Source organism: Kineococcus sp. AC630 (assembly GCF_979255925.1).
This window is the reverse complement of record NZ_CEEDMJ010000015.1, coordinates 33,755-53,433: the sequence shown is the minus strand read 5'-3', so window position 1 is coordinate 53,433 and position 19,679 is coordinate 33,755. Positions and strand designations below refer to the sequence as shown.

The 19,679-nt window shown below is 73.5% G+C and carries 25 protein-coding genes and 1 tRNA gene; 5 read left to right on the top strand and 21 right to left on the bottom strand.

The window, feature by feature from the left end:
- Nucleotides 1–3: 3 nt before the first annotated feature.
- From AC0I8G_RS16515 to AC0I8G_RS16505, 3 genes are all read right to left on the bottom strand, one after another.
- Complete coding sequence (locus tag AC0I8G_RS16515; RefSeq protein WP_471730898.1) at nucleotides 4–912, bottom strand: contact-dependent growth inhibition system immunity protein; 909 nt, start codon at nucleotides 910–912, stop codon at nucleotides 4–6.
- On the bottom strand, nucleotides 840–2,126 hold the full coding sequence (locus AC0I8G_RS16510; RefSeq protein WP_471730897.1) for an RNase A-like domain-containing protein: 1,287 nt from the start codon (nucleotides 2,124–2,126) through the stop codon (nucleotides 840–842). The genes AC0I8G_RS16515 and AC0I8G_RS16510 overlap by 73 nt, the downstream gene beginning before the upstream one ends.
- 94 nt (nucleotides 2,127–2,220) lie before the next feature.
- On the bottom strand, nucleotides 2,221–3,144 hold the full coding sequence (locus tag AC0I8G_RS16505) for a LysR family transcriptional regulator (RefSeq protein ID WP_471730896.1): 924 nt from the start codon (nucleotides 3,142–3,144) through the stop codon (nucleotides 2,221–2,223).
- 39 nt (nucleotides 3,145–3,183) lie between these two features.
- Between AC0I8G_RS16505 and AC0I8G_RS16500 the strand changes: the two genes are divergently transcribed.
- Nucleotides 3,184–3,654 carry a hypothetical protein gene (locus AC0I8G_RS16500; protein ID WP_471730895.1) on the top strand — a complete coding sequence of 157 codons (471 nt, stop codon included), beginning with the start codon at nucleotides 3,184–3,186 and terminating at the stop codon, nucleotides 3,652–3,654.
- A 3-nt stretch (nucleotides 3,655–3,657) separates the two neighbouring features.
- Here the strand turns inward: AC0I8G_RS16500 and AC0I8G_RS16495 are convergent, their stop codons facing one another.
- From AC0I8G_RS16495 to AC0I8G_RS16475, 5 genes are all read right to left on the bottom strand, one after another.
- Nucleotides 3,658–4,011 (bottom strand): hypothetical protein, encoded by a 354-nt coding sequence (locus tag AC0I8G_RS16495; RefSeq protein ID WP_380261078.1) that lies wholly within the window; start codon nucleotides 4,009–4,011, stop codon nucleotides 3,658–3,660.
- Nucleotides 4,012–4,128: 117 nt separating this feature from the next.
- A complete protein-coding gene (locus AC0I8G_RS16490; protein WP_471730894.1) occupies nucleotides 4,129–4,542 on the bottom strand; it encodes a RidA family protein in 414 nt (137 codons plus the stop codon).
- Entirely contained in the window at nucleotides 4,539–5,840 is a 1,302-nt protein-coding gene (locus tag AC0I8G_RS16485; protein WP_471730987.1) for a cytochrome P450, read from the bottom strand. The genes AC0I8G_RS16490 and AC0I8G_RS16485 overlap by 4 nt, the downstream gene beginning before the upstream one ends.
- 32 nt (nucleotides 5,841–5,872) lie before the next feature.
- Entirely contained in the window at nucleotides 5,873–6,166 is a 294-nt protein-coding gene (locus AC0I8G_RS16480) for a GroES family chaperonin (protein WP_380162198.1), read from the bottom strand.
- 102 nt (nucleotides 6,167–6,268) lie between these two features.
- Complete coding sequence (locus AC0I8G_RS16475) at nucleotides 6,269–6,559, bottom strand: DUF3618 domain-containing protein (RefSeq protein ID WP_471730893.1); 291 nt, start codon at nucleotides 6,557–6,559, stop codon at nucleotides 6,269–6,271.
- Nucleotides 6,560–6,713: 154 nt separating this feature from the next.
- Here AC0I8G_RS16475 and bcp point away from each other — a divergent pair, with 154 nt between their 5' ends.
- Both bcp and AC0I8G_RS16465 read left to right on the top strand, forming a co-directional pair.
- A complete protein-coding gene (gene bcp / locus AC0I8G_RS16470; protein WP_328295032.1) occupies nucleotides 6,714–7,196 on the top strand; it encodes a thioredoxin-dependent thiol peroxidase in 483 nt (160 codons plus the stop codon).
- A 12-nt stretch (nucleotides 7,197–7,208) separates the two neighbouring features.
- Nucleotides 7,209–7,290, top strand: a tRNA-Leu gene (locus AC0I8G_RS16465).
- Between the two features lie 30 nt (nucleotides 7,291–7,320).
- Here the strand turns inward: AC0I8G_RS16465 and AC0I8G_RS16460 are convergent.
- The 8 genes from AC0I8G_RS16460 to clpS form a co-directional block, all read right to left on the bottom strand.
- Complete coding sequence (locus AC0I8G_RS16460; protein ID WP_471730892.1) at nucleotides 7,321–8,127, bottom strand: anti-sigma factor; 807 nt, start codon at nucleotides 8,125–8,127, stop codon at nucleotides 7,321–7,323.
- On the bottom strand, nucleotides 8,124–8,696 hold the full coding sequence (gene sigK, locus AC0I8G_RS16455; RefSeq protein WP_380261070.1) for an ECF RNA polymerase sigma factor SigK: 573 nt from the start codon (nucleotides 8,694–8,696) through the stop codon (nucleotides 8,124–8,126). The genes AC0I8G_RS16460 and sigK overlap by 4 nt, the downstream gene beginning before the upstream one ends.
- A 265-nt stretch (nucleotides 8,697–8,961) precedes the next feature.
- Nucleotides 8,962–10,536 carry a molybdopterin-dependent oxidoreductase gene (locus tag AC0I8G_RS16450; protein WP_471730891.1) on the bottom strand — a complete coding sequence of 525 codons (1,575 nt, stop codon included), beginning with the start codon at nucleotides 10,534–10,536 and terminating at the stop codon, nucleotides 8,962–8,964.
- Between the two features lies 1 nt (nucleotide 10,537).
- On the bottom strand, nucleotides 10,538–11,179 hold the full coding sequence (gene rdgB, locus AC0I8G_RS16445; protein WP_471730890.1) for an RdgB/HAM1 family non-canonical purine NTP pyrophosphatase: 642 nt from the start codon (nucleotides 11,177–11,179) through the stop codon (nucleotides 10,538–10,540).
- Nucleotides 11,176–11,922 carry a ribonuclease PH gene (gene rph / locus AC0I8G_RS16440; protein ID WP_380261063.1) on the bottom strand — a complete coding sequence of 249 codons (747 nt, stop codon included), beginning with the start codon at nucleotides 11,920–11,922 and terminating at the stop codon, nucleotides 11,176–11,178. Before rph ends, rdgB begins: the two co-directional genes overlap by 4 nt.
- Before the next feature lie 60 nt (nucleotides 11,923–11,982).
- A complete protein-coding gene (gene murI, locus AC0I8G_RS16435; RefSeq protein WP_471730889.1) occupies nucleotides 11,983–12,822 on the bottom strand; it encodes a glutamate racemase in 840 nt (279 codons plus the stop codon).
- Nucleotides 12,819–13,442 (bottom strand): DUF2017 domain-containing protein, encoded by a 624-nt coding sequence (locus tag AC0I8G_RS16430; RefSeq protein ID WP_471730888.1) that lies wholly within the window; start codon nucleotides 13,440–13,442, stop codon nucleotides 12,819–12,821. The genes murI and AC0I8G_RS16430 overlap by 4 nt, the downstream gene beginning before the upstream one ends.
- A 2-nt stretch (nucleotides 13,443–13,444) precedes the next feature.
- The gene (gene clpS / locus AC0I8G_RS16425; RefSeq protein WP_328295024.1) at nucleotides 13,445–13,756 is read right to left on the bottom strand and encodes an ATP-dependent Clp protease adapter ClpS; all 312 of its coding nucleotides are present in this window, start codon (nucleotides 13,754–13,756) and stop codon (nucleotides 13,445–13,447) included.
- A 41-nt stretch (nucleotides 13,757–13,797) separates the two neighbouring features.
- Between clpS and AC0I8G_RS16420 the strand changes: the two genes are divergently transcribed.
- Both AC0I8G_RS16420 and AC0I8G_RS16415 read left to right on the top strand, forming a co-directional pair.
- Entirely contained in the window at nucleotides 13,798–15,114 is a 1,317-nt protein-coding gene (locus AC0I8G_RS16420) for a nicotinate phosphoribosyltransferase (protein ID WP_471730887.1), read from the top strand.
- Entirely contained in the window at nucleotides 15,111–15,728 is a 618-nt protein-coding gene (locus tag AC0I8G_RS16415) for a nicotinamidase (protein ID WP_471730886.1), read from the top strand. The genes AC0I8G_RS16420 and AC0I8G_RS16415 overlap by 4 nt, the downstream gene beginning before the upstream one ends.
- A 5-nt stretch (nucleotides 15,729–15,733) precedes the next feature.
- Here the strand turns inward: AC0I8G_RS16415 and AC0I8G_RS16410 are convergent, their stop codons facing one another.
- The 5 genes from AC0I8G_RS16410 to AC0I8G_RS16390 form a co-directional block, all read right to left on the bottom strand.
- Nucleotides 15,734–16,435 (bottom strand): RDD family protein, encoded by a 702-nt coding sequence (locus AC0I8G_RS16410; RefSeq protein WP_471730885.1) that lies wholly within the window; start codon nucleotides 16,433–16,435, stop codon nucleotides 15,734–15,736.
- 19 nt (nucleotides 16,436–16,454) lie between these two features.
- Nucleotides 16,455–16,913, bottom strand: coding sequence for a tellurite resistance TerB family protein (locus tag AC0I8G_RS16405; protein WP_328295020.1), 459 nt, complete (start codon nucleotides 16,911–16,913; stop codon nucleotides 16,455–16,457).
- 35 nt (nucleotides 16,914–16,948) lie between these two features.
- Complete coding sequence (locus tag AC0I8G_RS16400) at nucleotides 16,949–17,404, bottom strand: SRPBCC family protein (RefSeq protein ID WP_328295019.1); 456 nt, start codon at nucleotides 17,402–17,404, stop codon at nucleotides 16,949–16,951.
- A gap of 9 nt (nucleotides 17,405–17,413) precedes the next feature.
- Entirely contained in the window at nucleotides 17,414–19,240 is a 1,827-nt protein-coding gene (locus AC0I8G_RS16395) for a DEAD/DEAH box helicase (RefSeq protein ID WP_471730884.1), read from the bottom strand.
- An 81-nt stretch (nucleotides 19,241–19,321) separates the two neighbouring features.
- Nucleotides 19,322–19,660: a DUF3039 domain-containing protein gene (locus tag AC0I8G_RS16390; RefSeq protein WP_380261045.1), complete on the bottom strand. Its 339-nt coding sequence runs from the start codon at nucleotides 19,658–19,660 to the stop codon at nucleotides 19,322–19,324.
- Nucleotides 19,661–19,679 lie beyond the last annotated feature (19 nt).

Sequence of the window (19,679 nt, the reverse complement as noted above, 5' to 3'; positions counted from 1 at the left end):
GGTTCACGTCCAGTCGAAGTACCCGATGCGCCAGAACATCCACTCCAGCCAGAGCCGGAGCCAGGAGGGTTCGACGTAGCACCCGAGCGCCCGGACGGCGGCGTGCAGGTCGTCGTCGCCGAGGGCGAGGAGTTCTGCGCCCTCGGCGGCGAGGCGTTCGAGGTGCTCGCCGGACTCCTCCCGGAGCATCCGGTACTGCATCACGGACGGATCCTGGTCGCCCACCGCGGCGAGACTGAACCACCCCCCCAGGAGAGAGGCGAGCACCGGCCACCGGGCGCGCCACTGCGCACCACGGAACTCGTCCTCCGGGTCGGCCGCGTGCACGCCGATCACCCGGACTCGATCGGTCCGCTCGAGCACCACACCGACCCGGGTGGTCGCGACCTCGTCGAACCTCCGGTTGCTGTCGTGTTCTCCCGCGCTCACCGTTCCCACGGGCCGGCCCACGTCGAGCACGAGGTAGTCCCGCCGCGACACGCCTCCGGGCACGGACAGCTTCGCCATGGCCTGACGCAGGCCGTCCCGGGCAGCGGCGTCCAGCTCCCCGTAGCGGATCTGCCAGTTCTCGGCGTACCTCGGCACGTCGGCCACCGTGGTCGGGTCGTCGACGAGTTCCGTGAGCCGCTCGCCCACCCAGTTCGCCCACCGGACCCAGGAGTTTCCCTCGGGGGGGTCGACGAACAGCACCCCCGCGACGTCCTGCATGACGGTGACGAAGTCCCCCCGGTGGCCGAGGGCGACGATGGAGCGCCACCAGTCGAGCTGGTCGGCGAAGTCGACTCCGGGCTGACCGAGCGCCCGCTCCAGGGGGTGACGGAGGCAGAGGCTCGAACTCGTCAGTCCGATGAAGGCACTCCCGAGGGGGTAGGGCTCGACGCGACGTCGGGGTACGCCGTCAGGATGAACCACGATCCATCTCCTGCCTGTTCGAGAACGATGACGACTTCGGAAACCGGAACCTCCACGGGCTTCCCGTGGGGATCGAGGGTCCACACGACCCCGACGTCCGCCGCGGCCGGAACCCGGACGGTGCAACTCCTCTTGCCCTGGCCGACAGCCCGGTCGACGTCGGCCGCGCGCTCACGCAGCGCCTCACCGACGGCCTCCTCCGCCGTCGCGTCGTCGGTCCAGCGGGACGCACGGGGCGGGGGCCTCCTGAGTCTGCCACCTTCCACCACCCCCGTCCGCAACCGGTTCCACAGGAACTCGTCGTCCACGTCGACGTGCCGGGCCACCGTGTGCGCGTCCCGGAAGACCTCGTTCCGCCCGAGGTCCACCCCGGCGAAGAGTTCGTCCACCGTCTGCGGCAGGGGGTTCCCGTCCGCGTCGAGGTACTTCGCCCACCGGTGACCGTCCGGCAGCACCTTGCCCAACCGGCCCGTGCTGCGGGTGGCGCCCCGGCCGACGACCGCCATCCCCAGGCTCGCCGCGCCCGCGCCGTAGCGACCCTGCGACCAGTCGTCCCAGTCGACGGCGTCGGCGAGGGTCTCGACGGGGTGCTCCACGGCGTCGAGGGCGGCCCCGGGAACCTGCTTCCAGGTCGAGACCCAGCCCGGTCGGTCCCAGGCCCAGCCCAGCGCCGTGAACGCGGTGTCCCGCCCCGCCGAGACGACCGTCGCCACAGCGTCGTCGACGTGCTCGCCGAGGCGGCGGGGGCGGTCGGAGACCTGGTCCAGGACCGAGAACATCCGGGTCGCGAACTCCGCGGAGGCGTCGTCGAACTCCGCGAGCACCCGTTCCCGACTCGCCTGCCAGCGTTCGAGTTCCGCCCAGTCGACCTGCGTGGCCGCCGGATCCACCAGGGCGGAGTCCAGTCGGCGCCGGACCGCTCCGATGTCGTCGTCGATCCCCGCGAGTTTCGCCTTCAGCATCCGCAACTGCAGGGCGTGACCCTCGATCAGGGTCGCGCCGGCGGTGGCCGTCCAGGACAACGTGTCCAACTGGGCCTGCAACTCCAGGACCCGCTCGCCGTAACCGTCACGCGCGACGCCGTACCAGCCCCCCAGGGCGGACACGCCCGACCCGACGTGCCCCGCGATCGCCGCGGTGGCCGCGGCGGCGTGCCGCGCGGAGGTGGCCGCGGCGTCGGCGGCTCCCGGCGACAACGTCGACAACTCGTCCACCCGAACCCCTCCTCCCGGTCACTGCTGACGTGGGAGGAAACTAACCCGGACCCGCGGAACGCCCCGGAGTTCATCCACAGGGCACGCAGCGTCGTCAGCGGTTCGTGGCCGCGACGCCGAGGAGGTCGCGGGCGGGGCCCGGTGGCATCCGGGCGGCGCCGGTCCAGACGGCCCGCAACGTCCGTCCGAGGTCGAGACCCGCCACGGGGACGGCCTGCAACCGACCGGCCTCGAGGTCGTCGGCGACGGCCAGGCGACTGAGGACGGCGACACCGGCGCCCGCGCGCACGGCCTCGCGCACGCCGGTGGCGGTCGTGAGCACCACCGCGGGCGGCACCAGGCCGTACCCGACCGCGGCCAGCGCGTTCTCGAGGACCTCACGGGTCCCCGATCCGGTCTCCCGGGACACCAGGGCGGTGGCGGCGAGTTCCCCGGGGGTGACCACCCGGCGGCGACGGGTCCAGGGGTGGCCCGGGGAGACCACCACGACGAGGTGGTCCTGCGCGAGGGGACGGCTGCGGAAACCCTTCGGGACGGCGGCCCCCTCGACGAAACCCAGGTCGACGTCGCCGCGTTCGAGGGCGGCGAGGACCCGCACGCTGTTGGTCGCGGTGAGTTCCACCGCGGGCGGCACCGACCCGGCGGTGGTGGCGCGGTGGCGCAGCACGAGCAACCAGCGCGGGACGAGGTGCTCGGCGATCGTCATGCTCGACGCGACCCGCAGCCGGGCCGCGCTGTCGGCGCGCAGGGTCGCGATGCCCTCGGCGACCTCGGTGGCGGTGTCGAGCAGTCGCGCGGCCCAGCCGGCCAGCACCGTCCCGGCCTCGGTGGGGACCGATCCCTGCCGGCTGCGGTGCAGGAGGGTGACGCCCACCTGGGACTCCACCCCGCGCAGGCGGTCGGAGGCCGCCTGCTGGGTGATCCCGACGCGGCGGGCGCCCGCGCCGATCGACCCGGTCTCGACGACGGCCACGAACAACCGCAGCGACGTGAGGTCGGGAACGCGGTCCAGGGGCACCCCGGCAGCGTAGGCGGGAGGAGCAGCGAAGATGGCGGGGTGAGTCCCACCCCGGCCGACCCCGCGCACCTGCTCCGTCTCGTCACGAACGCGGTGGACGCCGTCGCCCGCGCCGACGCGGACGACTTCGCCGCCGCCGGGACCGCGCTGGCCGGCTTCGACGCCGACCAGGCGCGGATCGTCCTGGGGTGGGTGCTGCGCCAGACGTTGGAGGAGCAGCACCCGGACGGGCTCGACGCCGACGACGTGCGCGACGCCGTCACCACCACCGCGGGGACGGCGACCTGGTTCGAGGGCCTGGACCCCCGGATCCTCGTCGTCGTCCTGACCGCCGCCCTGGGCGAGCACCCGGACCCGGAGGAGATCCCCCGTCTCGGTCACGCGCTGGTCCTGCAGCACTCGGTGCTGCTGGTCCACGAGCTCGTGACGGCCGGTGCGACCCCGTTGCGGCGCCGGATCGACGCGGCGCTGGCGGAGGTCCGCCGGGCCGAGACGATGGAGATGCCCTGAGCCTCAGTGCCCCGGCGTGATCGGGTAGAACCCGGTCCGGCTGCGCTTGCGCAGACACGCGGGACGACCGTCGTCGACGGCGTCGCGGACGCTGCGCAGGACCTCGGCGCAGTGCGCGTCGAGTTCCCGCTCGACCGCGACGGGGTCGACGCTGGAGTGCCACTCCTTCTGCTCGGCGAGGTGGTCGTTGCGGCCGTCCTCGCCGGCGACGGTCAGGCCGCGGCGCGCGGCCAGGCCGTAGAGGGCGAGGACCTGCTCACCGTGGCGCAGGGCGTAGTCGTCCAGGAACGTGGGCGTCAGGGTGCCCTGGCCGGCGGCGAACTCGAGGTCTCGCAGAACCTGGTGGAGCGGCTTCACGGCGGTCCTCCTCGACCTCGTGGGCACGGCCGGTGGGGCCGTGCACCGGTCATCGGTCGCGGACGACACGGGCTTGAGCAGCACCGCTCCCGGTTCACCCGTCCGGCGCAGCCGCCCTCAGCGACCGGCGATCAGGTCGACCTCGACGAGGGCGCCGACGGCCAGGCCCGTGACGCCGACGGTGGTCCGCGCGGGCAGCGGGCCCTCGAACCACGTCGCGTACCGCTCGTTGAACGCAGCGAAGTCCTGCTCGAACTCCCGCAGGTACACCCGGACCTGCAGGGCGTCGTCGAAGGTCATGCCGAACTGCGCGAGCACGGCGGCGAGGTTCGCCCGGACCTGCTCGGCCTGCTCGACGACGCCGCCGGCGACCACCGCCCCGGTCGCGGGATCGGTGGGCATCTGACCGGTGACGAAGACCAGGTCGCCCAGGCGGGTCGCGTGCGCGAACGGCCCGACCTGCGGGGGGACGCCGTCGGCGGGGGTGAAGACGAAGGTCTGCTTGCGGCTGACGGGAGTGCTCTCGCTCATGGCAGGGAGGGTGCCAGTCGCTCGACGTGCAACGGCAGCCCGCCCCGCGGGCGCAACGTCACGAGGGCGTCCACGGGTCGCGGCGGGCCCGCCGGAGCGACGGTGTGACCCCGCAGCAACGTCGCGAGCACGAGGACCTCCTCGACGAGGGCGAGGTCGCGGCCGATGCACAACCGCGGGCCGGCCCCGAAGGGGACGTAGCTGCCGGCCGGCGGGCGGGTCCCGGTCAGGAACCGGTCCGGGCGGAACTCCTCCGGGGCCTCCCAGACGGCGGGGTCGCGGTGCAGCGCCCAGGTGCAGACGATGACGAGCGTCCCGGCGGGGACCTCGACGCCCGCGACGACGTCGTCCGCGAGCGCCTTGCGGGTCACGACCCAGGCGGGCGGGTAGAGGCGCAGCGATTCGTCGACGACGGCGCGCAGCAGCGGGAGGTTCCCCAGGTCCGACCAGCCGGGCTCGCGCCCGCCGAGGGCGTCGGCGAGTTCGGCGTGGACGCGGGCGAGCACGGAGGGGTTGCGCGCCAACAGGTCCAGCGTCCAGGTCAGCGACGACGCGACGGTCTCGTGGCCGGCGACGACGAACGTGACGAGTTCGTCGCGGACCTGCCGGTCGTCCATGCCCGCGGCCAGCATCAGGCCGACGACGTCGCGGGGTTCCGCGACGGACCGGGTGCGCCGGCGTTCGACGATGCGGGCGCAGACCTCGTCGATGACGGCGACCTCGCGGGCCAGGCGGGCCCGGGCGGGGGTCGGCCAGGCCGTGGGGACGGGGCTCGCGGCCCGGCGCACCACGAGTTCCAGCGCCCGGCCCACGGCGTCGACGAGCAGGGGGGCGTCGCCGGAGAGGTCCGCGGCGGCGAGGGTGTGGCCCACGACCTCGAGCCCGGCGCGCGAGGTCGCGTCGAGGACCTCCAGGGGCGTCCCGGGGGCCAGCGCGTCGGCCTCGGCGACGAGTCCGCGGGCGGCGTGCACGGCGTGGGCGGCGACGTCCTCGAGGCTGCCGTGGTGGAAGGCCGGCTGGACGGTGCGCCGGTGCTGCTTCCAGACCTCGCCGTCACCGGCGAGCAGACCCGCGCCGGTGACGGTGGCGAGCGCCGAGTACTGGATCGTGGACTTGCCGTAGCCGCGGGCGTTCTCGACGAGGACGCGACGGACGCCGTCGGGGTCGGCGAGGACGAGCACCGGGGTCCTGGGCATCGGGATGGCGGCCACCGGTCCGTGCCGGCGGGTGACGTCGGTGAGGAAGAGGTGCGGGGCCCGCATGATGGCGGGCACGGCCCGGACCATGTCCCAGGGCAGCGGCCCCGCGACGTCCAGCGGCGAGTAGCGGTTCAGAGGTACAACCCGGTCCGGCCGTCCTGCTCGCCGGGGGCGGCGACGGCGTGCAGGTCGCGTTCGCGCAGCAGGGTGTAGCCCTTGCCGTGCAGTTCGACCTCGGCCTTGTCCTCGGGGTCGAAGAGCACCCGGTCCCCCTGGGAGACCTGCCGGACGTGCGGGCCGACGGCCACGACGGCGGCCCAGGACAACCGCTTCCCCACCGCGGCGGTGGCCGGGATGAGGATGCCGGCGGAGGACTTCCGTTCGGCGGCGTCGTCGGGCAGGACGAGCACGCGGTCGTGCAGCATCCGGACGGGCAGCCCGTCCCGGTCGGTCGTGGAGGGTGTCACGGCGGGAACCGTAGCGCCCCCGGGTCCGTGGGGAGCCGGGGGCGCTGTCGCGGGGTCCGCTCAGCGGCGCTTGCGCACCGCGCGGACGACCAGGAACGTGGTGACGCCGAGGACGGCGACGCCGACGGCGGCGATGCGCTCGACGCGCAGCCCGCCGCGGTGGTCGAAGGCGAAGTCGTTGACCTTGGCCTTCACGCTCGCCAGCGAACGGTCCTTGATGGCCGCCGGAGCGAGTCGCGACGTGAGTTCGTCGATGGTGCCCGCGAGCTGGGCACGACGGGCTTCGACCTCGCGCTCGAGGGCGCGGGGGTCGGTCGTCGTGATCTCGGCCTTGCCGTCGCTGGCCGCCACGGCCACCTCCTGTGTTCGTCCGACGTCGTTCTCGTGCAGCCCGGGCACGACCCGGGGAGGACGTCGTCCTGCTGCGTGTCCCCGGAACCGTACCGGAGCCGGGACCCGCTCTCCTGACGGGGCACGCGGGCGGCGCAGTCGTTATCGTCCGGACATGACCGCCAGACTCTCGCCCGGTGACCTCGCCCCCGACTTCACGCTCCCCGCCCACGACGGCTCGACCGTCTCGTTGCGGTCGCTGCGGGAGGAGAGCGGGGAGCACGTCGTCGTGTACTTCTACCCGGCGGCCATGACCCCGGGCTGCACCACGCAGGCCTGCGACTTCCGCGACTCCCTCGACGCCCTGAACGCCTCCGGCTACCGGGTGCTGGGGATCTCGAAGGACTCCGTCGCGAAGCTGGCGCAGTTCGCGGAACGCGACGGCATCACCTTCCCGTTGCTCTCCGACCCCGACCACCGGGTCCTGGAGGCGTACGGGGCCTGGGGGGAGAAGACGAACTACGGGCGGACCTCGGTCGGCGTGGTGCGCTCGACGGTCGTGGTGGACCCGAAGGGTGTCGTGGAGGTGGCCCAGTACAACGTGCGCGCCACGGGGCACGTCGCGAAGCTGCGCAAGGACCTCGGGCTCGACCAGTAACCTGGCGGGCGAGCGGGAGTGGTGTAACTGGCAGCCACGCAGGATTTAGGTTCCTGTGCCGAGAGGCGTGAGGGTTCGAGTCCCTTCTCCCGCACCGGTGGTGCCGGAGAGGGACCCGAACCGGTCAGGCCTGCAGGGCGGTGAAGACGACGGGGGTCGTCGTCGGCTGCTGCGACCCGTGGGCGGGTTCCACCGAGATCCCGACCCCGTTGGAACTGCCGGCGTCGACGACGGTCGCGGAACCCCCGCCGGTACCGACGGTGATCATCCCCGCGGAGGAGATCGTGTCACCGGTGGCGAGCCACAGCTGGTAGCCGCGGCCGTCACCGGCGGCGGGCAGACCCGTCGTCAGGACCCCGAGGCGGCCGTCGGCCCGCACGAGCGTGGCGGTGCCCCCGTCGGTGGCGGCGACGGTCGAGACCACCGCGCCGGGGCTGCTCAGCAGGTCCGCGACCTCTTGGCGGGCAGACCGTTCCGCGCTGATGGTCGGCGGTTGCTCGGAGCGGGAGGAGACCCCTACCCCGACGCCGGCGGCGGCGACGGCGATCCCCGCGGCGGCGACGAGCATGCTCCAGCGCGAGGGTCGGCGGGCGCTCTCCTGACGGTGGGCACGTCGCGAGCGGGCGACGTCGAGGTCGAGCACCGGGGGCGGCGCGGTGTGTCCGTGGGTCTCCTGCGGCGTCGCGGCGATCGCGTCGAGGACGGAGGAGCGCAACCGGGGCGGCGGCTGGACGGCCGTGCCGAGGAGGGACGCGGTCTCGCGCAGCGCGTCGGCGTCGGCGCGTTCCTCGGGGTGGGAACGCAGACGCTCTTCGTAGGCCTCGCGCTCCGCGTCGTCGAGCGCGTCGAGCGCCCAGGCAGCGGCGAGCAAGGGGTCCTCCGTGGGGTCGATCGGGTCGGTGTGGTGGTCGTGGTGGTTCCGGGGGCTCATCGGGCCACCCCCATGACGTCGCGGAGTCTGATGAGGCCGTCGCGCAGCCTCGTCTTGACGGTGCCGAGCGGGACGGCGAGGTGCTCGGAGATCTCCCGGTGGGTGCGCCCGCCGAAGTAGGCGAGGTCGATGGCCTCGCGCTGCAACGGACTGAGCGCGTCGAGGGCCTGGCGCACCTCGTCCTGCTCCAGCATCACCACCACCTCCTCGCTCACGCTGTCGTAGGGCGGGATCTCACGGACCCCGACCTTCTCGTCGCGGTCCGAACTGGCCTGCGAGGCACGGACCCGGTCCACCGCCCGGCGGTGGGCCATCGTCACCACCCAGGCCCGGGCGCTGCCCCGGGTCGGGTCGAAGCGCGCCGCCGTCCGCCAGGCCTCCAGGAACACCTCCTGGACGACCTCCTCGGACTGGGCCGGGTCGCGCAGGACGCGCAGGACAGTGCCGTGGACTGCCGCAGCGGTCGCGTCGTAGAACGTCGCGAAGGCGGCCTGGTCACCGTTCGCGGCGGAGGCCAGGGCCGACTCGGCGCTGGTCTCCGCGGCATCGCGGGGTCTCGAGGTCGTCATCACCGTCACTGTGTCACCCCGGCGGGGGCTCGGCACGCGGTTCCTGCCCCGTGCCCCGGGTGTCGTCCCAGGTGTCTCAACGGGAACCCACCCCGCAGGACCGGGCCCCGAATACGCTCTCCAGCTCCACGATTCCCCCCAGCGGTCCGGCCGGGGAGGTTCCCTAGCGTTCGAACACCTGGGATTCGGACCGGAGCACCGGAGGGATTGGTCTGCGGCGCAGGAACTTCAGACGATCTTCAGGCGGTCCGGGGTGTCCAGGGTGTCACTGCACGGTGACGGTGATCGAGTCGTACCCGCTGGCCCCGTCGGGGGCGGGAGCGGCGACGACGTCGGTCTGGGGCGCACCCGTGCCGTCGGTGGCCCGCACCTGCACCGTGTGGCTGCCCTTCTCGGTCGCGTCCCAGTCGTAGACCCACTGGCACCAGGTGTCGGCGGAGGCGGAGGGCAGGACCCGGGCCCGTTCCCACTCCCCCTCGTCGACCCGCACCTCGACGGCGCTGATCCCGCGGTGCTGCGCCCAGGCGACGCCGGCGATCGGGACCCGACCCGCGCGCACCTTGTCGAAGGAGCGCGGGACGTCGATGCGGGAGGCCGTCTTGATCGGGCCCTTCTCCGCCCAGCCCCGGTCCGTCCAGTACGCGGTCTTCTCGGCGAACCGGGTGACCTCGATGTCGGTGACCCACTTGCAGGCCGAGACGTAGCCGTAGAGACCCGGGACGACCATGCGGACGGGGAACCCGTGCTCGCGGGGCAGCGGCTGCCCGTTCATCCCGACGACGAGCATCGCGTCCCGGCCGTCGGTCACCTCGGCCAGCGGCGCGGAGAGGGTGAACCCGTCGGTGCTGGTGGCGTAGAGCATGTCCGCCCCGGACTGCACCCCCAGCGCTCCGAGCAGGTCGGCGAGCGGGTAGCCGAGCCAGCGGGCGGTGCCGACGTAGTCGCCGCCGACCTCGTTGCTCACGCAGGTCAGGGTGATCCAGCGCTCCCGCAGGGGCATCGCGAGGAGCTGGTCGAAGCTCAGGGTGAGCTCGCGGTCCACGAGACCGTGGACCGTCAGCGACCAGTCCTCAGCCCGCAGGTCGGGCACCACGAGGGCGGTGTCGATGCGGTAGAAGTCGGCGCTCTTCGTGGCGTAGGTGGTGAGCCCGCTGGCGATCGCGTCGCTCGGGTCGATCCCCGCGGGGAGGACCGGCGCCGGGTCGGCCGGCGCGGGCAGCACGACGGCGTCACGGGAGATCTCCGCACTGCGGGTGGCGACGAGCAGCTGCCCCGCGCCACCGCTGGCGGCCGCGACGACGGCGGTACCGCCCAGCAGGACCGCCCGGCGGGGTGGACCGCCCGCGCGGCCCGTCACCCCGGGTCCGGCGAGCCGGCGGGTGAGCACGGTGAGCGCGTACGCCCCCGCCGCCGCCCCGAGGACGGAGGGCAGGGGGGACAGCGTCGTCGCGTCCGGCCGGGTGGCCGCCGCGAGCACGCTCACGACACCCAGCAGACCCACGATCCCGACGCCGACCGCCAGCCGTCGCCGGGCCAGGACCCCCGCCAGGGCGGCGAGCAGCACGACCACGACCGTGATCGTCGCGAGCAGGACCACCTTGTCGTGGGTCCCGAAGGCCCGGATGGCGGTGTCCTTCAGCCAGGCCGGGACCCGGTCCACGACCGCGTCGCCGACGACGACGAGGGGAGCCGCCGACGGGGAGACGATCCCCGCCACGAGCTGCCCCACGCCGAACGTCAGCCCCGCGCTGAGAACACCCGAGAGCGCGCCGGTCCACCGGCGCTTCCCCTCCGCAACGCCGGGTGGCGCGCTCTCCCCCGTGTTCGTGGCTGTCCTCACATCACTGTCCTTCGGAGCCGTGCTCGAGTGGGATTGGTCGACCGGCGAGAACGTCGACGACGAACGGGGCCAGGGCCCGGAAGGCGGCCCCGCGGTGGCTGACCGCGTTCTTCTCGGCCGCGGTGTGCTCGGCCAGCGTTCGCTGCGCCCCCTCGGGGACGAAGACCGGGTCGTAGCCGAAGCCACCACCCCCGGCGGTCGTCGTGGTGATCGTGCCGCGCAGCTCCCCGAGCCGGACGACGGCCGAGCCGTCGGGCAGGGCGAGGGCCGCCGCGCAGATGAACGCCCCGCCGCGGTGCTGCGCGGGGACGTCGGCGATCTGGGCGAGGAGGAGTTCCAGGTTGGCGACGTCGTCGCCGTGCCGGCCCGACCAGCGCGCCGAGAAGATCCCCGGGGCCCCGCCGAGGACGTCGACGCTGATGCCGGAGTCGTCGGCGATCGCCGGGACGCCGGTGGCGGCGGCGACCGCGCGGGCCTTCAGCAGCGCGTTCCCGGCGAAGGTCACCTCGGTCTCGGCGACCTCGGGGACGTGCTCGAAGGCGTCGACGGTGACGACCTCGACGTCGGGCAGCAGCGGCGCGAGGACGGCCCGCAGCTCCCCCACCTTGTGGGCGTTGCGGGTGGCCAGCACGACCCTGCTCATCGGGCGAGCGCCTCCGCCTGCAGCGCGGCGAGGGTGCTCGTGCCGCCCAGCGCGAGGTCGAGCAGGGCGTTCAGCTCGGCGCGGTCGAAGGGCGCCCCCTCGGCGGTGCCCTGCACCTCGACGAACTTGCCGTCGCCGGTGACGACGACGTTCATGTCGGTCTCGGCGCGGACGTCCTCGACGTAGGGCAGGTCGAGGACCGGCACCCCGTCGACGACGCCGACGCTGATCGCCGACACCGTCCCGGTCAGCGGCTGCTTGGAGGCCTTGACGATGCCCTTGCCGCGGGCCCAGGAGATCGCGTCGGCGAGCGCCACGTAGGCGCCGGTGATGGCCGCGGTGCGGGTGCCGCCGTCGGCCTGCAGGACGTCGCAGTCCAGGACGATGGTGTTCTCCCCCAGCTGGGCGGTGTCGACGACGGCCCGCAGGCTGCGGCCGATGAGCCGGGAGATCTCGTGGGTGCGGCCGCCGATCTTGCCCTTGACGGACTCGCGGTCGCTGCGGGTGTTCGTGGACCGGGGCAGCATGGCGTACTCCGCGGTGACCCAGCCCTGGCCGGATCCCTTGCGCCAGCGCGGAACACCCTCGGTGAACGACGCCGCGCAGAGCACCCGGGTGCGGCCGAACTCGACGAGGACGCTGCCCTCGGCGTGGTCCAGCCAGTTGCGGGTGATGGTCACGGGACGGAGTTCGTCGGCGGCGCGGCCGTCGGCGCGTCCGGAGGTACGGGTCGGGTCAGTCACGAGGTCCACCTTCTCACCGGCGGCTGTGCGCGGCCTGCGCCGGCACCGCCCGCCGGGCGATCAGCGCAGGGCGCCGAGGTAGAGCGGACCGGTCTCCTCGACGTCCACGAGCTGCGGCCCGAGCTGGGGGCCGAGGAAGCGCTGGGCGAGGCGGCGGAAGGCGACGGTGTCGCCGGTGGAGGTGAACCGGTGGCGGGGTTGCGGACGGTCGTCGGGGCGCAGCAGTTCGCGGGTGGCCAGTTCGCGGTAGACGTCGAAGGCGGTCTCCTCGGCGCTGGAGACGAGGGTGACGTCGTCGCCCACGACGCTGCGCAGGACGGCCATCAGCAGGGGGTAGTGCGTGCAGCCCAGGACGAGGGTGTCGACGTCGGCGGCGATCGCCGGTTCCAGGTAGCCCCGGGCGGCGGTGAGCAGTTCGGGGCCGCTGGTGATGCCGCGCTCGACGAACTCGACGAACGCCGGGCAGGCCGTCGTGGTGAGGGCCAGGTGCGGGGCGGCGGCGAAGGCGTCCTCGTAGGCGCGCGAGGAGATCGTCGCGCGGGTCCCGATGACCCCGACCCGGCCGTTGCGGGTGGCGCGCACGGCCCGGCGGACGGCGGGCTGGATGACCTCCACGACGGGCACGTCGTAGCGTTCCCGGGCGTCGCGCAGCATCGCCGCGGAGGCGGAGTTGCAGGCGATGACCAGCATCTTCACGCCCGACTCGACGATCCGGTCGAGGACGTCGAGGGCGAGGCGGCGCACCTCGGCGATGGGTTTCGGCCCGTACGGGGCGTGCGCGGTGTCGCCGACGTAGTGGACCGCCTCGTGCGGCAACTGGTCCAGCACCGCGCGGGCGACGGTGAGACCTCCCACGCCGGAGTCGAAGATCCCGATCGGCAGGTCCTGCTCGAGGCTCACGACAGCGACCGCACGAGGGTCTCCTGCAGGTGGGTGGTGAAGTCGTAGACCGCCCACGCCCAGCGCGCCGGGTCGTCCTCGGCGAGGTCGCTGAAGGGGTCGCTGTCGTCGCTCACGCCGAGGCGGGTGCCGAGCGCGAGCCGGATGTCGTTGAGCGCGGAGAGCCAGGAGCGCGCGCCGTCGGGGTCGAGCTGGATCCGGCCGCCCTGTCCCTCGACGGGGGCCAGCGAGGCCAGCAGGCTGCTCGCCGCGGCCGCCTTCCGTTCCCGCAGACCGCCTTCGGTGAAGCGGCGGAACTCCGCGGAGGCCGCGGGGTCCTCGTCGCCGTAGGCGTTGGGCAGCAACCGGCGCAGCACCTCGTCCTCGGGCGGGGCGAGGGGTCCGTCGCCGGCGAGGCCGTCCGGCAACCCACCGGGGAGACCGTCGAGGGGGGTGTCGAAGCTCGGCAGGTCGTGCAGGCCGAGCTCGGCCTGCAGCGGGTCGACGGGTCGCTGCGGCGCGGGCGCGGGCACCTCGAGGAGTTCGAGGACCTCACGGGCCAGCGAGGCCAGCAGATCGGCCTCGGAGGGGTGCAGGGTCAGCGAGAAGTGCCCGTGCCGGGTCCGGCGGAAGGTGGCCACGTTCACTCGTCCTTCTGCAGGGTGGCCCACAGCCCGTAGCCGTGCATGGCCTCGACGTCACGTTCCATCGCCTCGCGGCGGCCGGCGCTCACGGCGGCGCGGCCCTTCTGGTGCACGTCGAGCATCAACGCGTCGGCCTTGGCCTCGGAGTAGCCGAAGTGGGTGCGGAACACGTAGGCGACGTAGGACATCAGGTTGACGGGGTCGTTCCAGACGATGGTGACCCACGGGGTGTCCGGAGCGGTGCCGAGGTCGGTCTCCGGACGCTCGAGCTCGGTGGGAGCGGTGAGGACGACGGGGACAGCGGCGGGCACCCCCGCAGTCTAGGCAACCCCGCGCTCGCTAGATTCCCAGCATGGGGAGCCCCCGCGCGAGCACAGCGCTGCTGACCGACATGTACGAGCTGACCATGCTGCAGGCGGCGCTGGCCGACGGCACCGGCGACCGGCCGTGCACGTTCGAGGTCTTCGGCCGCCGGTTGCCCGACGGCCGCCGCTACGGCGTCGTCGCCGGCACCGAGCGGGTCCTCGACGCCGTGCGCGACTTCACCTTCGACCCGGAGCTGCTGAGCGGGCTGAACGGCGTGCTGGACGAGAGGACGCTGGACTGGCTGGCCGGGTACCGGTTCACGGGGTCGATCGAGGGCTACGCCGAGGGTGAGCTGTGGTTCCCCGGCTCCCCGATGCTCACCGTCACCGGCACCTTCGCCGAGGCCGTCGTGCTCGAGACCGTCGTGCTCTCGATCCTCAACCACGACTGCGCGATCGCCGCGGCCGCGGCCCGGATGGCGCACGCCGCCGGGGACCGCCCGATCATCGAGATGGGCTCGCGCCGCACCCACGAGCAGGCCGCCGTCGCCGCCGCACGCGCCGCCTACCTCGCGGGGTTCACCTCGACGTCGAACCTGCAGGCCGGCGCGACGTACGGCATCCCCACCTCGGGGACCTCCGCGCACGCGTTCACCCTGTTGCACGACACCGAGGCGGAGGCGTTCGCCGCCCAGGTCGCGGCGCTCGGGGTCTCCACCACGCTGCTGGTGGACACCTACGACATCACCGCCGGCATCGCGACGGCCATCGAGGTCGCGGGACCGCAGCTCGGCGCCGTCCGCATCGACTCCGGCGACCTCGCCGTGATCGCCGTGCAGGCCCGTGAGCAGCTGGACTCCCTCGGCGCCACCTCGACGCGGATCGTCGTCTCCGGCGACCTCGACGAGTACGCGCTCGCCGCGCTCGCCGCGGCGCCCGTCGACGGCTACGGCGTGGGCACCTCGCTGGTCACCGGCTCCGGCGCCCCCACGGCCGGGCTGGTCTACAAGCTCGTCGAGGTCGAGGGCCGTCCCGTCGCGAAGCGCTCGACGTCCAAGGTCACCCAGGGCGGGCGCAAGGTCGCGGTCCGGCGGCACCGGGCGACGGGCACCGCCACCGACGAGGTCCTCGGCGTCGGGTTCACCCCCCCGCGCGAGACCAACGACCGGCCGCTGCAGATCCCGATGGTCGTGGACGGCGAACGGGTCCCCGCGGACGCCGGCGGGCTGCCGGACCTGCACGCGGCCCGCGAGCACCTGCACCGGGCGCTGGTGACGCTGCCGTGGGACGGACTGGCCCTGTCCAAGGGCGAACCAGCGATCCCGACCACGGTGCTGGACGCGAACCGGACGGTGCTGCGGTGACCCGCGCGCTGATCGTCGTCGACGTGCAGAACGACTTCTGCCCCGGCGGCGCGCTCGCGGTCGCCGGCGGTGACGAGGTGGCCGCGGCCATCTCGCAGCTGCTGACGCAGGACACCTCCGCCGGGCGGGGCATCGGCTACGACCACGTCGTCGCGACCCAGGACTTCCACATCGACCCGGGCGCGCACTTCTCTCCGACCCCCGACTTCGTCGACACCTGGCCGCCGCACTGCCGGGCGGGCAGCTACGGGGCGCTGCTGCACGACAACCTCGACACCCGCCGGATCGAGGCGGTCTTCCGCAAGGGGCAGTACGCGGCGGCCTACTCGGGGTTCGAGGGCACCACGAGCCGGGTCACCGAGGAGGGTGGCGAACTGGACACCGGGCTCGCGGACTGGTTGCGCGCCCAGGAGGTCACCGAGGTCCACGTCGTGGGGATCGCCACCGACCACTGCGTGCGGGCGACCGCGCTGGACGCCGTCGCCGCGGGGTTCCGCACGACCGTGCTGCTGGGCCTGACGGCGGGGATCTCGGCGGCGACGGTCGAGCCCGCGCTGGCGCAGCTGCGCAGCGCGGGCGTCGCCCTCGTCGGGGACCCCGTCTTCCCCGGGTAGTACAGCTAGCGCTTCCGCACGACGACGGTGCGGCCCATCTTGTCGTGCAGGGCCTGCTTGCGCTGGTCCCAGCACGGCCAGAGGAAGTCGATCAGGGAGTAGAACGGCACGACCTGTCCCAGCAGGTCGCACCCCAGCCAGCGGATGATCGCCTGACCCCACGACGGCAGCCCGGGACGCTGCCAGTCCCGGACCCGCAGCCGGAAGAGCAGCTTGCCGGGGGTCCCCCCGGCCAGCCGCACGGTGAGGATCGTGTAGACGGCGCTGACGGCCAGCAGGATGAACGTCGCCGTGGAGGCGGCGCCGCTGCGGGTGGCCTCGACGATCAGCGTCGACCCGCGCTCCGGGTCTCCCGCCATCCACACGTCGAAGGCCGACCGGACCTGCGCGTCGATGGTCTGCAGGGGTGACCACGCCGCGATGGTCCCGATGACGCCGAGCAGGATCCAGTCGACGATCCGCGCCATCAGCCGGGAGCCCAACCCGCCCAGCGCCTGCCCGTCGGGGGTGGCGATGGCCTTCACCCCGGGCACGGGGTACTGCGAGGGCGGGTACTGCTGGTGCGGTGCGCCGTAGGGGCTGCGGGCCTGCTGGGGTGGGCTGGTGGTGGCGGCCCGGTGGACGTGCTCGGTCCAGCGCCCACCGTCCCACCACCGCAGCGCGTCAGGGGCGGAGGGGTCCGGGTACCACCCGGCCGGCGTGCTCATGGTCGTCAGCGTGTCAGGTTCAGGCGACGCCGAACTCGGAGGGGTCGATGCCCACGGCCTGGCAGAGCTCACGCACCGCACGCTGCTCGTTCGGGTCGAAGTCGCCGTCCGCGCCGCCGATGACCACGCCGACCTGGACGACCGCGCGGGCCTGTTCGGGCTTGCTGCGCAGCTTCCCGACGGCCTGCAGCGCCTCGATCTTGCCGAAGTCGTAGTCGGCGGTCAGCTTCCCGCACCACTTGTCGAAGGACTCGCGCAGTTCCCCGGCGTTGAAGATCGACAGGACGTCGTTGCTGGCGATGAAGGCCGCGGTCTTCTGGCGCTCCTCCGGCTCGATGCTGCCGTCGGCGGCCGCGATGAGGGCGCAGGTCGCCATGCTCGCCTCGGCGAAGTCCTTGCTCTTGAACTGACCGACCTTCGTCTTCAGCTGGTCGCCCGCCAGCAGACCCTTGCTCTTCAGGTTGTCCAGGAATCCCATACCGGGGCAACGGTCACCGGCCCGCGAGGGTTCCGTCAGCTGAAGCGGCGGACGATCTCGGAGTTGCGGTCGGCCAGCAGCTGGCGCAGCGTGCGCCGGACGAAGAGCAGGTCGGCGACGCGGCCGAGGAGACCGTAGGGCGAGGTCCACGCCATCCGGTCGGTCATGATCGTCATCCGCGGGCCCTCGGGCTCGTAGGTGTGCTCGTGGCGGAAGGCCCGGAACGCCCCGGACTCCATCTCGTCGACGAAGCGCCGTGGCCGGTCCAGGGCGGTGATGTGGGAGGTGTGGGTGACCCGCAGACCGAGGAGGCGCAGCCGCCACTGGACCTTCTCGTCGAGCTCGATCCGCCCGCTGGTGCGCCCGGCCCCCTCGACGGCCTTCACCTTGTAGCGCTTGCCCGCGACCCGCTCCACGTCGAGGTCGAGGGACATGTCGAACACCTCGGCGACGGGGGCGCGGACCATGGTCCGCTGGACGATCTCGGGCACCTCAGCAACCTAGACCATGGACAGCAGGTGATCGCGGCGAGCGCGCAGGACGTCCACCGAGGCCGAGGCCGACGGTGGTCCGGGCACCGCCGCGCGCAGCTTGGAGTAGACGCTGGCGTGCGGCATCTGCCGGCCCGCGGCGACCCGGCCGACGAGGCCGTGGATCTCCTTGCGCAGCACGGCGGCCGTGTGCCAGGTGGCGTCCTCCTGCTCGGGTTCGGCGTCTTCGGTGGGGGGCGCGTCCTCGACGTGGCGCGGGGTCGCGGTGCGCTTGCGGATCTCCGCGTCGCGCTGGTGCAGCAGGGCCGCGGTCTGCTCGGGCGAGAGCAGACCCGGCAGGCCGAGGTAGTCCTGCTCGTCGACGCTGACCTGCGGGAGGTCGCCACCGGTGAGGGCCTTGCCCCCGTGCAGGACGTGGGCGAACTCGGCCTGGGCCTCGAGCGCCTCGTACTCCTTGGGGCCGCCGGGTTCGCGTTCGGGCGGCGGGAGCAGGTCCAGGCCGCCTTCGTCGACCTCGTCGGAGGAGACCGACGCGGGCGGCGGGATGACGTGGTTGCGGTCGCTCTCCATCGCCGCGGCCAGCGCCAGCAGGGGCCGCACCGCGGGGAGGAAGACCGTCGCGGACTCCCCCGGCACCCGCGAGCGCACGACGCGGCCGACGGCCTGGGCGAAGAACAGCGGGGTCCGGTAGGACGTCATCCACGCCAGGCAGGCCGCGCGCGGCACGTCGACGCCCTCGGAGATCATCCGGACGCAGACCGCGAACCGCTGGTCGCTCTGCGCGAACTCGGAGATCTTCTGCGAGGCCTTCGGGTCGTCGGAGAGGATCAGCGCCGGCTTCTCCCCCGTGACCCGCTGCACGATCTTGGCGTAGGCGCGGGCGTCCTCCTGGTCGGAGGCCAGCACCAGGCCGGCGGCGTCGTGCATGCCGTGCTCGCGCAGGTGGTCGAGGCGCTCGCCCATGGCGGCGATCACGTGCGGGACCCAGTCGCCGCGCGGGTCGAGGGCGGTCTTCCAGGCCAGCGACTCCACCGACTTGGTGGTGGCGTCGGTCAGCGAGGCGGCCACGACCTCGCCGGCGGAGTTCCGCCAGCGCGAGACCCCCGTGTAGGCCGCGAACACGACGGGGCGGACGACGCCGTCGGCGAGCGCCTCCTTGTAGCCGTAGCCGTAGTCGGCGCTGCTCCGCAGGCCGCCCTCGGACTCCGGGGAGTCGTCGTCGACGTAGTTGACGAACGGGATGCGCTCGTCGGTCTTGGTGCGGAACGGGGTCCCCGTCAGCGAGAGCCGGCGGCGGGCGTCGCCGAAGGCCTCGAACACGGCGTCACCCCAGGACAGCCCGTCCCCGGCGTGGTGGATCTCGTCCATGATCACCAGCGAGCGCTTCGCGGTGGCCCGGGCCCGGTGCAGCATCGGGTGCCCCGCGACCTGGGCGTAGGTGGTGACGTAGCCCTTCATGTCGGGGCGCACCGGCCCGACGGCGTTGGTCATCGTGGGGTCGAGCTCGACGCCGGCGCGGTGGGCGGCCTCGGCCCACTGGGTGCGCAGGTGGTCGGTCGGGGCGACGACGACGATCCGGTCGACCCGGCGGGAGTCCAGCAGCCGACGGGCCAGCGCGAGGGCGAAGGTCGTCTTGCCGGCGCCGGGCGTCGCGGTGACGAGGAAGTCGGCCGGTTCGTCGCGCGCGGGGTCGAAGTAGCGTTCGAGGGCTGCGTTCTGCCAGGCCCGCAGGGGACGCGCCGCGGGAGTTCCGGGGGCGTCGACCACGGGACCGTGACCGCGTGCGGTGACGGTGTCGGCCAGGGCCAGCTGGGGTTCGTGTTCGGTGGTGCTCATCGGTCCCTCCACCGTAGACGAGGCTCGGGGGTGCTCCGGCGCGGCGACGCGCGCACGGGGCAGGACCGGTGAGCTCCCGGCTCAGCTCCCGCCGTCGTCCCCGCCCTTGTCCCCGCCCTTGCCGGAGAGCGTCTCGTAGATCTCCTTGCAGGTCGGGCAGACCGGGAAGCGCTTGGGGTCGCGGCCCGGCACCCAGACCTTGCCGCAGAGCGCGATCACGGGGTCGCCCGAGAGGGCGGACTCCATGATCTTCTCCTTCTTCACGTAGTGCGCGAAGCGTTCGTGATCACCCGGTTCGACCTTCTCCTCGACCTGCTCCTCGCGGTCGAGGACCGCGGTGCGGGAGGGGGTGGACGCTGGCGACTGTTCGGGCTGGGTGCGGAACGGGTCGTCGGTCGGCGAGCTCAGGCGGCCACTCATGGGCAGGATCGTACGCGCC